Origin of the sequence: Burkholderia ubonensis, from assembly GCF_902833085.1 — a bacterium.
GTDB classification, from domain to species: domain Bacteria; phylum Pseudomonadota; class Gammaproteobacteria; order Burkholderiales; family Burkholderiaceae; genus Burkholderia; species Burkholderia ubonensis.
Map to the genome: position 1 here is coordinate 43,804 of NZ_CADFEB010000003.1, position 13,574 is coordinate 57,377.

11 protein-coding genes are annotated in these 13,574 nt (G+C 68.1%); 4 read left to right on the forward strand and 7 right to left on the reverse strand.

Annotated features, from left to right (window positions below; translation table 11 throughout):
• The first annotated feature begins 254 nt into the window (after positions 1-254).
• A complete protein-coding gene (locus tag HWX31_RS08115) occupies positions 255-1,640 on the forward strand; it encodes a GSCFA domain-containing protein (RefSeq protein WP_244143680.1) in 1,386 nt (461 codons plus the stop codon).
• 31 nt (positions 1,641-1,671) lie between these two features.
• Here the strand turns inward: HWX31_RS08115 and HWX31_RS08120 are convergent, their stop codons facing one another.
• The 5 genes from HWX31_RS08120 to parS all read right to left on the reverse strand — a co-directional run bounded on the left by HWX31_RS08120 (position 1,672) and on the right by parS (position 7,995).
• Positions 1,672-2,283: an HD domain-containing protein gene (locus HWX31_RS08120; protein WP_059619539.1), complete on the reverse strand. Its 612-nt coding sequence runs from the start codon at positions 2,281-2,283 to the stop codon at positions 1,672-1,674.
• 28 nt (positions 2,284-2,311) lie between these two features.
• Positions 2,312-3,361: a patatin-like phospholipase family protein gene (locus tag HWX31_RS08125; RefSeq protein ID WP_174959303.1), complete on the reverse strand. Its 1,050-nt coding sequence runs from the start codon at positions 3,359-3,361 to the stop codon at positions 2,312-2,314.
• Positions 3,362-3,413: 52 nt separating this feature from the next.
• Complete coding sequence (locus HWX31_RS08130) at positions 3,414-6,854, reverse strand: adenylate/guanylate cyclase domain-containing protein (RefSeq protein WP_174959301.1); 3,441 nt, start codon at positions 6,852-6,854, stop codon at positions 3,414-3,416.
• A gap of 209 nt (positions 6,855-7,063) precedes the next feature.
• Positions 7,064-7,543 carry an RES family NAD+ phosphorylase gene (locus tag HWX31_RS08135; RefSeq protein WP_059655672.1) on the reverse strand — a complete coding sequence of 160 codons (480 nt, stop codon included), beginning with the start codon at positions 7,541-7,543 and terminating at the stop codon, positions 7,064-7,066.
• On the reverse strand, positions 7,540-7,995 hold the full coding sequence (gene parS / locus HWX31_RS08140; RefSeq protein WP_059616777.1) for a type II RES/Xre toxin-antitoxin system antitoxin: 456 nt from the start codon (positions 7,993-7,995) through the stop codon (positions 7,540-7,542). The genes HWX31_RS08135 and parS overlap by 4 nt, the downstream gene beginning before the upstream one ends.
• 311 nt (positions 7,996-8,306) lie before the next feature.
• On the opposite strand from parS, the gene HWX31_RS08145 reads away from it, so the two are divergent.
• Together HWX31_RS08145 and HWX31_RS08150 are read left to right on the forward strand one after the other, a co-directional pair.
• The gene (locus HWX31_RS08145; RefSeq protein WP_174959299.1) at positions 8,307-8,615 is read left to right on the forward strand and encodes a DUF4148 domain-containing protein; all 309 of its coding nucleotides are present in this window, start codon (positions 8,307-8,309) and stop codon (positions 8,613-8,615) included.
• 434 nt (positions 8,616-9,049) lie between these two features.
• Entirely contained in the window at positions 9,050-9,766 is a 717-nt protein-coding gene (locus HWX31_RS08150; RefSeq protein ID WP_174959297.1) for a dienelactone hydrolase family protein, read from the forward strand.
• A 106-nt stretch (positions 9,767-9,872) separates the two neighbouring features.
• Here the strand turns inward: HWX31_RS08150 and HWX31_RS08155 are convergent, their stop codons facing one another.
• Entirely contained in the window at positions 9,873-10,814 is a 942-nt protein-coding gene (locus HWX31_RS08155) for a LysR family transcriptional regulator (protein WP_174959295.1), read from the reverse strand.
• Between the two features lie 365 nt (positions 10,815-11,179).
• Positions 11,180-12,478 carry an adenylosuccinate synthase gene (locus HWX31_RS08160; RefSeq protein WP_174959293.1) on the reverse strand — a complete coding sequence of 433 codons (1,299 nt, stop codon included), beginning with the start codon at positions 12,476-12,478 and terminating at the stop codon, positions 11,180-11,182.
• 140 nt (positions 12,479-12,618) lie between these two features.
• Between HWX31_RS08160 and gcvA the strand changes: the two genes are divergently transcribed.
• Complete coding sequence (gene gcvA / locus HWX31_RS08165) at positions 12,619-13,521, forward strand: transcriptional regulator GcvA (RefSeq protein ID WP_174959291.1); 903 nt, start codon at positions 12,619-12,621, stop codon at positions 13,519-13,521.
• Positions 13,522-13,574 lie beyond the last annotated feature (53 nt).

The following is a 13,574-nucleotide window of genomic DNA, read 5'->3' on the forward strand; positions in this document are numbered from 1 at the left end:
TCGTGTCAAATGCCGTCACGATGTCGATCGGACGGGCCGCCATCGGCAACGGGAGCAGCCAGGCCGGCCGCCGGTTGCGATCGGCTCCGCTATTTAAACATGGCGCGCGCGGCGCGACGCCGGCCGCCCTAAAGTTCGACGCGCGGGCTGCCGTTAACCGTCGGCAAGTCTTGTACACCAAGCGACACCGGATCCCCATGGACATTACGAGTTGGAAGGAACACGCCCAGCGAACCCTCGCCGGGACAGGCGGCATGCATGAAGCCATCGCGCTGCTCGAGCGCGAACCCGACGAGACGGACTGGGAAGCCAACATGCTCCTCGGCATCCTCTACGGGCAGGCGCGCGATCTCGGCAACGCGGTCAAGTTCCTGGACAGGTCCGCGTCGCACAATCCGCAGAATCCGGACACGATCTTCTTCCTCGGCTGCTTTCGCGCACTGCAGATTCCCGGCTTCCACAAGAGCTGGGCAGTGCGGCGCGATCACGCCCGGCAGGCGCTCGGCCTGGTCGAAAACTCGCCGAACGCGGCACAATGGCCGCAGCTCAAGCTTTGCCTCGAAATGCTCGCGACGGCGGCCAGCTACGTCGGCCCGCAGGACGATGCGGAATTCGCGTATCGCTGGCTGATCCGGATCGATCCCGGCAATGCCGGGCATTACGCAAATCTCTCGCAGATCCGCGCCGATGACGACCTGGACGAGGCCGCCGCGCTGCTGGACAAGGCGCAGTCGCTCAGCCCGAACATCGCGAACCGCAACGATCTCGCGCTGTCGCGCAAGGTGCTGTCGGCCGGGGAGCGGCGCGCACCGATCGCCCGCGCGAAATACCCGACCACGAAGGAGATGCGCGGCGACCTCGCGAGCGCCATCCGTTCGACCCTGCTCAAGGATTTGCCGAAGCAGCGCTTCGTCGGCGCAGACACGCGGTTCTTCACGCTCGGCTCGTGCTTCGCGCGGGAGATCGCCACGCGCTTGATCGAGCGCGGCTATCGGGCCGACTTCTTCGAAGTCGTCGAGCACATCAATTCGAGCTTCGCGAACCGGAGCATGGTCGACTGGGCGCAGGGAAAATGCCACGGCCAGAGCCGCGAGCGCCTCGACGAGCTGTTCGCATCCCTGAATATCACGCCGGACGGATTGCGCTCGCGCTGGGCCGCGGCGAACGTGTTCATCTACACGCTCGGCGTGGCGCCGGCGTTTTTCGACAGGCAATCCGGCGAGTTCGTGATGCCGTCGAGCTCGACGTTCGCGTCGCGCGCCTTCGCGGAAATGTACGACTTCCGGACTACGACGGTGCAGGAGAACCTGGAGAATCTCGAGTACATCGCGTCGTACATGCGCACGTTGAACCCGAACGTGAAGATCGTGATTACCGTGAGCCCGGTGCCGCTGAAGACCACGTTCGAATTCAAGTCGGCGATGCAGGCGGACTGCATTTCGAAATCGACGCTGCGCGTCGTCGCCCACGAGTTCGTCACGAAGCATCCGGACGTCGTCTACTGGCCGAGCTTCGAGGTCGTGCGCTGGCTCGGCGGGCATGTCGGCCCGTTCTACGGCAATGACGACGATGCCGCCCTTCACGTCGGCGACGACGTGGTCAAGGCCATCACCGACCTGTTCATCGAACACTATTCCTGACCGGGCCCGGCGCGCCGCCCGGCCGGCCGTCTCAAGGCGGCGGCCAACCGAGCCGCCACGTCAGGTTGCGGCGCGCGCGCGCTTCGCAGCACGCGTGGAACAGATCGGTATGATAGATCCGCGGACGCGCCAGCAGATCGCCGAGGATCGCGCGGACCTGACGGTCGTACGTGCGATCGTCGAGGTCCGGGCGCTCGGCGCGCAGCCGCAGCCCGTCTTCGCGAAAACGGCTGCGCGTCGCGCCCAGCACCGCGAGATCGATGTCCACCACGAAGCGCACATCCTGCTCCGCCGGCACGACGTGGTGCTGCGTCGCCAGGATCATGTCGCGTATGCGCTCGCCCGCCGCGATGCGCCCCGCCGCCCAGTGCCGGAACCAGTCGGCGCTACGCGCCTCGTTGTCGCGGGCGCCGGGCCGATAGATCACGTCGTGGCACCACAGCGCGAGCTCCACGCTGTCGGGATGCGGCACCACGCCGCGCGCCCGGTCGAGATCGCGCAGGCAGCGGCGGATATGGCGCAGCGTGTGATAGTGACGCGCCGCTTCGCCATAGCGCCGTGCAAGGTCCGCATAGACGGCTTCGGCATCGAGGCCGCCGCTACGGGTCCACAATGCGACGAAGCGCGCCTGCGTCTGGCTCATCCCGGTTCCCTCGCGTCACCGCGCCCGCTCAAAGAAATTCCTTGCGGATGTCGATGCTCGACCGCTCGCCGACATGCCGGTAGTTCTGCGCGAGCCACGCGTCCGCTTCGCGCCGCCCGTTGTCGCGCAGTCCGCACAGGAAATCCCAGTCCGCGTTGTACTTGCTGGAGACGCTGAGCGCGCACATCGCTTCGTCGGAGCGGATCGAGTGAATCCGCATTTCCTTCATCTCGCCGCGGGCGAGCTTGCCTTGCTGGATCAGTTCGGTGACGAACGCGATCGCGCGCATCTCGCGCATCAGCGACGAATTGAAGCTGATCTCGTTGATGCGGTTGAGGATGTCCGCCGCCGTCACCGGCACCCCTGGGCGAACGAGCGGGTTGATGTGCACGATCACGACGTCCTGCGTGTCGCAGTGGTAGATCAGCGGATAGATCGCGGGATTGCCCATGTAGCCGCCGTCCCAATAATGCTGGCCGTCGATCGTGATCGCATGGAACAGGGTCGGCACGCAGGCCGACGCCAGCACGGCTTCCGCGCAGACGTCGTCGCCCGAGAAGATCCGTATCTTGCCGGTCTCGACGTTGGTCGCGCTCAGGTAGAGGCAGATCGGGCAGCGCTTTCTCAGCCCGTCGAAATCGACGTGCCGCTCCAGCACCTCGCGCAGCGGGTTCAGGTTGTGCGGATTGAACTGGTACGGCGAGAAGATCCGCAGCACCATGTCCGCGAACGCATACAGCGGCGAGTGGTCGAGCCCGAAGCTGTGCGTGCCCTTCAGCCAGGGCATCCAGCGCAGCGGATTGTATTGCTCGGCCGACTCCGCGACCGCGCGCCAGAAATCGTGCAGCGCGCCGCGAGCGGCGGCCTCGCCGCCCTGCAGCAGGCCATGCGCGAGCACGGCGGCATTCATCGCGCCGGCGCTGGTCGCGCTGACGCCTTCGATGGACAGCCGGCCGTCCTCGAGCAGGCGATCCAGCACGCCCCACGTGAACGCGCCGTGCATGCCGCCGCCCTGCAACGCCAGCGCGACCGGCTTGCGTTCGTCACGTTCGCGGTGCCCTTCGCTCGTCGTGGCCATCTTCGGTCTCCCGTCATGATGCCGGTTTGCGCCGGCCGCACGCGCATGCGGCTCACCCGCCGTTCGAAGCCAGCTGGTCGAGCAGCGCGGCGGCCTCGCGCAAGTCGGCCGTATCGAAACCTTCCGTAAATCCGCCGTACGCGTCGGACAGCATCCGCCGCGCGTCGGCCGCCCGGCCCTGGCCTTGCCACACGCGCGCGAGGCTCAGCACCGCGCGCAGCTCGAACGAACGGGCGTGCTGGTGACGCGCGACGTCGATCGCACGACGAAGACAGTCTTCGGCGTCATCCGCACTGCCCGCCGCGCCGAGCAGCAGCGACGCCTTGAGTCGATGCAGCTCGGCCTCGTAGCAGCGCTCGCCGGTGCGCGCCGCCAGCGCCATCGCTTCGTCGATCGCAGCGAGGCCCGCCGCCGGAGCGCCGGCGCGTGCGCAGCTCTCCGCGAGCAGCGCGAGGAAGTGCGTGCAGCCCATCGCGGCGCCGGTCGCGCGGTAGCCGTCGAGGCCCGCGCGCATCTGCGCGATCCCGTTCGCGAGGTCGCCTTGCTCGCTCAGCGCCCAGCCTCGCAGGACCGCGCCCCACGCATGCCAGAACGGCAGCCCCTGCTCGGTCGCGAGCGTCATCAGCGCTTCGGCGTGCTCGCGCGCCGCGTCGGCTTCGCGCCGGAACTGACGAAACTGCGCCGCGTACGCGAGCGTCAGCGCCAGCGTCGGAACGTGAGCGACCTGCCGGGCCCGCGCGAGCGCCTGCCGGCAGCGCAGGTTCGCCTGGTCCGCGCAGCCCTGATGCCACAGGGTCCACGCGAGGAAATTCAGGCTGCGGATGCCCGGATCGATCGTGCCGGCGAACACGGGCCCGGTACGCGGTTCGGCATCGAGCAACGCCAGCGCCCGTTCCCCGTGTGCCCGGGCGCGCGTGAGCTCGCCTTCGAAGAACAGGCCGGCCGACAGCGCGAGATGCGCCTCCACGAGCAGCCCCGGATGCTTCGCCTGGCGCGCCATGCGCAACATCCGGTCGCCGATCTCGCGGGCAGTCGCGTACTCCGCGCGCAAGTGGTAATGCGTCCTCAGCCCGAGCTGCACCAAAAAGAGCTGGGAGATCTCGCCGATCTGCTCGCACAGCGCCAGCGCGCGCGTGTAGTTCGCCGCGACGTCCGGCGAGCCGTAGCCGCGGACCGCCATCAACGCCGGTCCCAGCGCGATCCGCAGCGTCAGTTCCTGATGCGCGCGCTCGGGCGTATCGGGCAGGCGCTCGAGCAGTTCCAGCGCCGCGCCGAGATGACGCATCGCGTCCGGCTGCGCGGAATGCTGGAGCGCCTGCTGCCCGGTGCGGTACAGGTACTCGACGGCTTTCGGCACGTTGCCGCTCAGCCGGTAGTGGTGCGCGAGTTCGCTGCAGTAATCCGCGATGCGGGTCGGGAACAGCGCCTCGATCGCCTGCGCGGTGCGCTCGTGCAGCGCGCTGCGCCGCTCGGTGAGCAGCGAGTGCCCGGCGACTTCCTGCGTCAGCGCATGCTTGAACGAATACTCGACCTCAGGGAACGCGGGCCGCTCGTAAATGAATTCCGCAGCCTCCAGCCGTGCCAGCAGACGGCGCAGATCGTCGTCCGTCCGCGCGGCCTGGCCGTCGCAGATGCGGCGGATCAGGCTGAACGGAAACTCCTTGCCGATCACCGCGAGCGTCTGCAGCAACTCCTTCTCGTCGATCGCGAGCCGGTCGATGCGGGCGGCCAGCACACCCTGCACGGTGGTCGGAATATGCAGCGCGGCCGGAATCCGCTCGATCCGGTAGCGCCCCGGTTCGCCGAGCAGCGCGTGTTCCTCGACGAGCGTCTGGACCACTTCCTCCATGAAGAACGGATTGCCCTCCGTGTTTTCGAGGATCAGCTGCTTGAGAGGCGCGAGGGTGGGATCGTCGCCGAGCAGCGCGGCGAGCAGCCCCTGGGCCTCGGCCGGGCCCAGCGGTTCGAGCCGCAATTGCGTGCGATGCGCCGCGCCTTCCCAGACCGGCAGATATTCGGGCCGGTAGTTCACGAGCAGCAGGATCCGCGTGCGCTCGACGCGCTCGATCAGGCAGGCGAGAAATGCTTCGGTCTCCCGATCGAGCCATTGCAGGTCCTCGAACAGCAGCTCGACCGGCTGGTCGCGGCTCTCGCGCGCCAGCAGCCGGATGATCGCGTCGAAGGTGCGCTCGCGCCGGATCTGCGGGTCCATCTCCGCGAGCGCCGCGCCGGGCTCGCCGATGCCGAGCAGGTAGAGCAGATAGGGCACGAGATCCTCGAAGCCGCGTTCGAGCGCCAGCACCTTGCCCATCACCTTTTCGCGGCAGCGGCGCTCGTCGTCCTGCGCGGTGATCTGGAAATAGTTCTTCAGCAGCTCGATCAGCGGCAGATACGCGAAGGCCTTGCCGTGCGACACCGAAAACGTTTCCAGCACGAGACAGCCGCGCCGCGAGCGCTCCTTGAACTCGTGGAACAGCCGCGATTTGCCGACGCCGGCCTCGCCGACCACCGCGACGACCTGCCCGCGCCCCGCGCCGGCCTGCTGCAGCGCGCCGTGCAGGTGGTCGAGTTCGGCTTCGCGGCCGACGAACCTGGCGAGGCCGCGATGCGCGGCCAGTTGCAGCCGCGTGCGCAGCGCGCCGAGCCCCAGCACCTCGTACACCGGCAGCGGCTCCGGAACACCCTTGACCTGAGTGGCGCCGAGCGCCTTGAATTCGAAATAGCCTTCGGCCAGCCGATGGGTCGACTCGCTGACGAGGATCGACGACGGCGTCGCGATGCCCTCCATCCGCGACGCGATGTGGATCGTGTGCCCGACCGGATCGTAGTCGGTGTGCAGGTCGTCGGTGCGGATCGAGCGCACGACGACTTCGCCGGTATGCACGCCGACACGAATCTGCAGCGGGATGCCTTTCTCCAGACGAATCCGGTCGCTGTGACGGCGCATCGCCTGCTGCATGCGCAGCGCCGCGAACAGCGCGCGCTGCGGATGATCCTCGTGGGCGATCGGCGCGCCGAACAGCGCGAGGATGCCGTCGCCGAGCGATTTCGCGACGTAGCCTTCGTAGTAGTGGACGGCTTCCATCATCAGCGCGACGACCGGCTCGATCAGCCGATGCGCTTCTTCCGGATCGAGGTCGTGGATCAGCGCGGTGGAGCCGGCCATGTCCGCGAACAGCGCGGTGACGGTCTTGCGCTCGCCGGCGGTTCCGCCGCGCGCTTCCATCGCCGCCTGTTCCGCGAGGATGCGCTCGGCGAGGTGCTGCGGCGTGTAATGGATCGGCGCCGTGGACGGACCGGCAGGCCCGGCGGCCGGCCGTGGACGCGGCGATGGACCCGCATCGGCCAGCGGCGCGCCGCATTCGCTGCAGAACTTCGCGGACGCGCCCGACTCGTGGCCGCAGCGCGGGCAGGTGCGCGTCAACACGGCCCCGCAGGTCTCGCAGAAGCCGGCCCCGGCGGGGTTGTCGAATCCGCAATGTGCGCAGCGCATACGATCGCTTCCCCTGCCCGGAACCTGCTCCTACACATTCTAGTGCCGCACCTGCATGCGGCAAGCGGCGACGGGATATGGCATTCCCTCGGTTCCGGCCAACGGCCATGCGCGCCGTGCGTGCGGCATCGTCCGCGTCGTCGAGCGGCCAGCCGATGCGATGCCGGTTTCACGCGAGCCGGCGGGCATGCCGCGCGGCGCGTGCGGGGTCACGCCTGCGGCTTCGGCTGGATCAGCCGCAGGATCCGGCTGTCGTACGGCGCTTGCACGATCTCCGCGATGCGGATCTCGCCAACGGCCGGGTGAAGAGGATTGAGCAGGAAGTTATGCGCATGCGGCACGACCGCGCTCGGCACGCGCAGCAACGCGCTCGGCTTCGTCTGCAGCCACTCGGTGCCCGCGCTCTTCGTCCAGTCGGGATTCGTGCGCCAGTCGGCCGGCGCGTCGTGCTCGGCGATCTCGGCCACCGCAACCGAGTCGGGCACCTCGACCCGCAGCAGCTGGTAGCCGTTCGGCAGTTGCGCGACGGAGGCGATCTCCAGATGGACGAGCGTCTCGAGCAGCGCCAGCGCCGGATGCTCGGCGAGATATACGACCGGCTGCCCCGCAAAATGCCAGCGGCCGCCGGCACGCAATCCGCCGATGCCCTTCAGGTCGGCGTAATTGCTGATCCGCCACAGCGTCGTCAAGCGAAGTACCCTTCGTCGATCTGCGTGAGCGCCTCTTCGACGAGCCGCGCACCATGCTCGGTGCTGGCCATGTCGAGCGAGGTCCGGCCGCCGAAGCGCTGGAGCCCGCTGCGCAACCATGCCATCGCCTTGTCCGGGTCGCCGAAGGTGGCGGTCGCCTGCGCGACGATCCGCGCGAGACGGATCGCCTTGTCGGACTCTTCGGGAGACAGGCGCTCATGCGCCTGGCGGCGGTGGCTCAGCGTCCGTCGCGGAATGATGAAAGCCAGCTCGTCCGACTTGAGCCCGCGCTCCGACAGCCGGTCGATGACCGCGACGTCGACGCGCGCGCTCGCCAGCTCGGCGAGATCCGCGCCCGACCGGACGCGGGTTGCCAGCAACTGTTCGAGAATCGCGAACTCGGCCTGGCGCGGATGCGCGACGCCGGACGGATGGAAAGCGATGGTTGCCATGAGCCCTCCTCGGCAATTTGCCCAACCATTATAGGCGTTTTGCCAATCCATGGGCGATGAGGGATAGCGTGTGGCCGGATCGGCGGGAAACGATCGGCCGGCCGATTCCGACTTTGTCACGTAACAACCCGATCATTCCACGCCTTTCCAACAATCACCCGAAAAGCTCGGACTCCATCGCGGATCGTTAACCCAATTGCAATAATTTTTCGCCGCAATCGGTATTTCCGGCCGGTATCGCGATCGCTACGATGCAGTCAACCGCTCGGCACAACCAGTGAAGCGCGAAATCAACGAAACCGGAGGTCGACATGAAATCGCTCATCTACGCCGTGGTCGCAGCCACTGCCCTGTCCGCATCGTATGGCGCGTTCGCCCAATCGAGCCAGCCGACGCCGACGCGTGCGCAGGTTCGCGCGGAACTGGTCCAGCTCGAGCAGGCCGGGTACAAGCCGGAAGTGTCCGACGTCCATTACCCGCAGGCGCTGCAGGCCGCGCAAACGCGGGTCACCCACGCCGACGAAACCGGCTATGGCGCGCAGGCAGCCGCCGGCGTTCGTGCGGGCCACGTCGTGACGGTCACGCAGAGCGGCCCCGGCTCGGTCTACTTCGGTCATTGAGCCCGCCCGTCGCTCGCGCATCGCGAGCGCGGTCGACCGACGGAACACCACGCCCCCGATCGCCGGGGGCGTGGTGTTTTCACATTCGGCCGCGCATGGTCGCCGCGAACGGCCCATGACACGCAAAGCCGTTTCCACTCGAAATAATCAGGAATGCTTGAATTCTGGCCGGTCGGCGCGCAGCGGCGAAAGTCTGCGCCATCACGGCGGCCGCACCTCGCGCCCCCGACGACGGCCACGTTCCGGGCCGGCCGGCCGCCATCATCACGAGCGCAGACCCGGCACGTTTGAGCATAGAATTCCGGCGAGTACGGAGCCGGCCGAAGCGGCTGCGGGCAGGTCGTGAAGACCGCCGGGAAGATCCCGGTCGCTGCCGCGCTCGTCGGCTGTTCTGAAGCGGTACCCATGCGCATTTTTTCAAAAGGAGCGGTTTCATGTCTCAATCATCCGGATCCATGATCACCTTTCGCCGCCCGGACGGCCAGGAACTGCAGGGCTATCTGGCTACGCCGGAAAAGACCGACGGTGCGCCCGCGGTCGTCGTCATCCAGGAATGGTGGGGCCTGAATGACCAGATCCGCGGCGTCGCGGACCGGCTCGCCCGGGCCGGGTACTTCGCGCTCGTTCCCGACCTGTACCGCGGCAAATCGACGGTCGAGGCGGAAGAAGCGCACCACCTGATGAGCGCGCTCGACTTCGGCGACGCGGCGTCGCAGGACATTCCCGGCGCGGTGCAGTATCTGAAGACGCGTGCCGCGCGCATCGCCGTCACCGGCTTCTGCATGGGCGGCGCACTGACCCTGCTCGCGCTGCAGAACGCCGACGTGGCGGCCGGCGTCGCGTGGTACGGCTTCCCCCCGCTCGACTACATCGACGCATCGAAGATCAAGGTGCCGGTGATGGGCCACTGGGCAACGCAGGATGCGTTCTTTGCGATCGATCAGGTGGACGCGCTGGAACAGAAGCTGGGCGCCGCGAACGTCGACTTCACGTTCCATCGCTACCTCGCGCATCACGCGTTCGCGAACGAGACCGCCGTCGGCGCCGGCCGCCTGCCGGGCACGCAATACGATCCGGCATGGTCGCAGATCGCATGGGACCGGACGCTCACGTTCCTCGGCCGCACGCTGTGGACGACCGAGCCGAAGTAAGCGTGTTGCGATACGCGTGATCGTCGTCTGCCGGCCGGGCGCATGCGGCCGGCGGACGATGGCAGCAAAGGCGCGCGTTACGCCTTCACGGCGGCGCCGCGCCGGTTCAAGGCCGACCGGAACCGCACAGCGCCGCCTCGTCGGCAGCCAGCATCTCGGGCACGCATTCGCGCAGGAACTCGACGAACGTGCGGATCTTCGCGTCGAGATACTGCCGCGACGGATACAGCGTGTAGACCGTCAGCTTCTGCAGCCGGTATTCGGGCAGCACGCGGACCAGCGCGCCGCTGCGCAGTGCCGGCACCGCGGTCGACATCGGCAGCGAGCCGATGCCGAGACCGGCGCGCAGCGCGGCGCCGAGCGCATCGGCAACATTCACCTGAAAGTCGGGCAGCGGAAGCTCGAAGGTCTCTCGGCCGTCAGGGCCGTCGAGATGCCAGCGGTCGCGCGGAAACACCGGCGTAACGATCTGCAGGCAGGCGTGCGCCTCGAGGTCCTTGATCGTCTGCGGCGTGCCGCGTTCGCGCAGATACGCGGGCGACGCGCACAGCACGCTGTGCACGGTGCCGAGCCGCTGCGACACGAGCCCGGAATCGGGCAGCTCCGTCGTGCTCAATTGCAGCGACACGTCGTAGCCTTCGTCGATGATGTCGGGCACATGCTGCGACAGCGTCAGCTCGACCGCCACCGACGGATAGCGCTCGCGGTAGCGCACGACCGCCGGCACCACGTACGCCTGGCCGAAGCTCGTCGTCGCGTGCACGTGCAGACGGCCCGACGGCTTGGCCTGCGCGTCCGCCGCTTCCGCCTCGGCCTCGTCGATGTAGGCGAGCACCCGCTGGCAGCGATCCAGATAGCGCTGCCCCGCATCGGTGAGCGCAATGCGGCGCGTGCTGCGATTGAGGAGGCGCGTGCGCAGATGCGTTTCCAGTTGCGCAACCGAACGCGATGCGTAGGCGGTCGTGATGTCCAGGCGCTGGGCAGCGCTCGTGAAGCTGCCCTCCTCCGCGACGCGGACAAAAATGCGCATCATCTGCAGCGTGTCCATCGACAAGCCCCCGGGAATGAGATCGCCTCGCGCCATGCGGCCCGGGCGCGTCGCGATGCGCGAGGCCGGGGCCGAGCCTGTATCGCCGCCGCGCGAGCGTTGCTGCGCACGCTGCCGACGGCGTCGCTCCGAAGCGGGACATCCACGCACGCACACGCATGCGCATTCCGCTTCGGCACGAATGGTGCGGAACAGTACAGGAGCGTTCAGGGCGTGTCCAGTTCGGCATGATCCCGACCGCGGTGGTCAAACCGACGCTTCCGGACGACGCATCGCCGATGCCGTCACACGCCCGCTCGGCCGGACTCCTGACGGTGCGACCGGCGTGGGCGGCCAACGTGGGCGACCGGGTTGCCTGCGGCGCGCTATGCGCGCGCGGACGAATCGAACGGACTCCGCAACACGATGGTGTCGTCGCGCTCCGGCCCGGTCGTGATCAGCGAAACCGGCACGCCCGCGATCGCCTCGACGCGTTCGACGAAGCGGCGCGCCGCTTGCGGCAGGTCGCCGATCCGCCGCTTTCCGGCGACCGTGCCGGCCCACCCGTCGAACTGCTCGTAGACCGGCTTCGCGCGGGCCAGCGCAGCGAGGCTCGCGGGCAGATGATCGATGCGATTTCCGTCGAGCTCGTAGCCGACGCCGAGCCGGATCACGTCGAACCCGTCCAGCACGTCGAGCTTGGTCAGCGCCAGCGAATCGATGCCGGACACCTTGACGGCCTGGCGCAGCTGGACGGCGTCGAGCCACCCGCAGCGGCGCGGCCGGCCGGTATTGACGCCGTACTCGCGCCCGCGCTCCCGCAGCCGCTCGCCGGCCTCGTCGGCAAGCTCGGTGACGAATGGCCCACCGCCGACGCGGGTCGCATAGGCCTTGGTCACGCCCAGCACGTGGCCGAGCTTCGATGCGCCGAGACCGGTGCCGGCCGCCGCCGCCGACGCGACCGTGCCCGACGAGGTCACGAACGGATACGTGCCCCAGTCGATGTCCAGCATCACGGCTTGCGAGCCTTCGAACAGGATCTTCCTGCCCTGGTCGTGCGCGTCGTTGAGGTCGGCCCACACCGGCCGCACGAACGGCAGCACCTTGGGCGCGAGGTCAACGAGCATCGGCAGCATCGCGTCGCGTGACCACGTGTCGAGGCCCAGGCCACGAAACCACGCATTGTGATGATCGAGCAGTGCGTCGAGCTTGTGCGCGAGTCCGTCCGGATCGGCGAGATCGCAGACCCGCAGCCCCCGGCGGCCGACCTTGTCTTCATAGGCGGGGCCGATCCCGCGCAGCGTCGTGCCGATCGGTTCGCGGCGCAATTGCTCCTGTGCGCGATCGACGGCCCGGTGAATCGGCAGGACCAGCGTGGCGTTCTCGGCGATCGACAGGTTGTCCGGCGTCACCGCGACCCCGAGCTCCGCCATGCGCGCGATCTCGGCGAGCAGCGCTTGCGGGTCGAGCGCGACGCCGTTGCCGATCACGCCCGGCTTGCCGCGCACCAGCCCGCTCGGCAACAGCGCAAGCTTGTAGGTCTTCCCGTCGACGACCAGCGTATGTCCCGCGTTGTGGCCGCCGTTGTACCGCGCGACGATGTCGGCCTGCCCCGCGAGCCAGTCCACCAGACGCCCCTTGCCCTCGTCGCCCCACTGCGCGCCCACCACCACCACGTTCGACATGCTTCGATCTCCATGTGAGAAATTTCGACACTTGGCGGTCTCCGCGAGCCGCCCGCATCGCATATTGGCGGAGCAGCATTTGACGATCAAACGATTAAACCTGAGATACTGCGTGACATAAACTCACGCGAACTGATGCAATGCGCCGAACCCTTCCTCCCCTGAATTCGCTGCGGGCGTTCGAAGCCGCCGCCCGGCTCGGCAGCTTCACGCTGGCCGCCGACGAGCTGTGCGTCACGCATGGCGCGATCAGCCGCCACGTCCAGCAACTGGAGGCCTGGCTGGGGCAGGCGCTGTTCGAGCGGTACAACCGGCGGGTCGAGCTGACGGAGGCCGGACGGGTCTACCTGGCTGAAGTCGGCGCGTCGTTCGACCGCATCGCGCTTGCCACCGCGCAGCAGCTTCAGCGAGGACGCCATGGGGTGCTGCGCGTCAGCGCGCCGGCGACCTTCTCGCTGCGCTGGCTGGTGCCGAGGCTGTCATCGTTCCAGGTCGCCCATCCGCACATCGAGGTGCGGCTCTCGACGTCGAACGAGCCGATCGACAAGCTTCGCGACGTCGTGGACGTGATCATTCGCGGCGGCCCGCAGACGATCGAAGGCTATGTGGCCGAGGAGTTTCTCTCCGAGGTGCGCCTGCCCGTGTGTGCGCCGCGGCTTCTCGACGGAAGGCCGCTCAGGCAACCCGCGGATCTCGCGCACTTCACGCTGCTGCATTCGGCGACCTATCCGGGCATGTGGCCGGAATGGCTCGCGGCGGCCGGGCACCCGCATCTCGTACCGCGGCATTCGCTCACGCTCGAGCACTTCTACCTGACGCTGCAGGGCGCGCTCGACGGGCTCGGCGTCGCGATGGGCCCGATCGCGCTCGTCGCGGACGATATTGCCGAAGGCCGGCTCGTGCAGCCGTTCGATGCGCCCGTGCTGCCGCCGTGGCGCTATTTCATCTATGTGGCCGCGGCGCGCGCGGAAGACGGCGCGGTGCGCGCTTTCATGGATTGGCTGAAACTGGCGGGCAGCGCGTCAGCTCCGCGCGACGCCTGACGGAGAGATGACGCACGGCCATGCGCGGACGGAGTCACGCTCCGACCTCGCAT

Excerpts from the sequence above, each read along its gene's own strand:
- HWX31_RS08115 (WP_244143680.1), top strand. The coding sequence starts at position 255 with ATGCATGAAGCCATCGCGCTGCTCGAGCGCGAACCCGACGAGACGGAC.
- HWX31_RS08120 (WP_059619539.1), bottom strand. The coding sequence starts at position 2,283 with ATGAGCCAGACGCAGGCGCGCTTCGTCGCATTGTGGACCCGTAGCGGC.
- HWX31_RS08125 (WP_174959303.1), bottom strand. The coding sequence starts at position 3,361 with ATGGCCACGACGAGCGAAGGGCACCGCGAACGTGACGAACGCAAGCCG.
- HWX31_RS08130 (WP_174959301.1), bottom strand. The coding sequence starts at position 6,854 with ATGCGCTGCGCACATTGCGGATTCGACAACCCCGCCGGGGCCGGCTTC.
- parS (WP_059616777.1), bottom strand. The coding sequence starts at position 7,995 with ATGGCAACCATCGCTTTCCATCCGTCCGGCGTCGCGCATCCGCGCCAG.
- HWX31_RS08145 (WP_174959299.1), top strand. The coding sequence starts at position 8,307 with ATGAAATCGCTCATCTACGCCGTGGTCGCAGCCACTGCCCTGTCCGCA.
- HWX31_RS08150 (WP_174959297.1), top strand. The coding sequence starts at position 9,050 with ATGTCTCAATCATCCGGATCCATGATCACCTTTCGCCGCCCGGACGGC.
- HWX31_RS08155 (WP_174959295.1), bottom strand. The coding sequence starts at position 10,814 with ATGGACACGCTGCAGATGATGCGCATTTTTGTCCGCGTCGCGGAGGAG.
- HWX31_RS08160 (WP_174959293.1), bottom strand. The coding sequence starts at position 12,478 with ATGTCGAACGTGGTGGTGGTGGGCGCGCAGTGGGGCGACGAGGGCAAG.
- gcvA (WP_174959291.1), top strand. The coding sequence starts at position 12,619 with ATGCGCCGAACCCTTCCTCCCCTGAATTCGCTGCGGGCGTTCGAAGCC.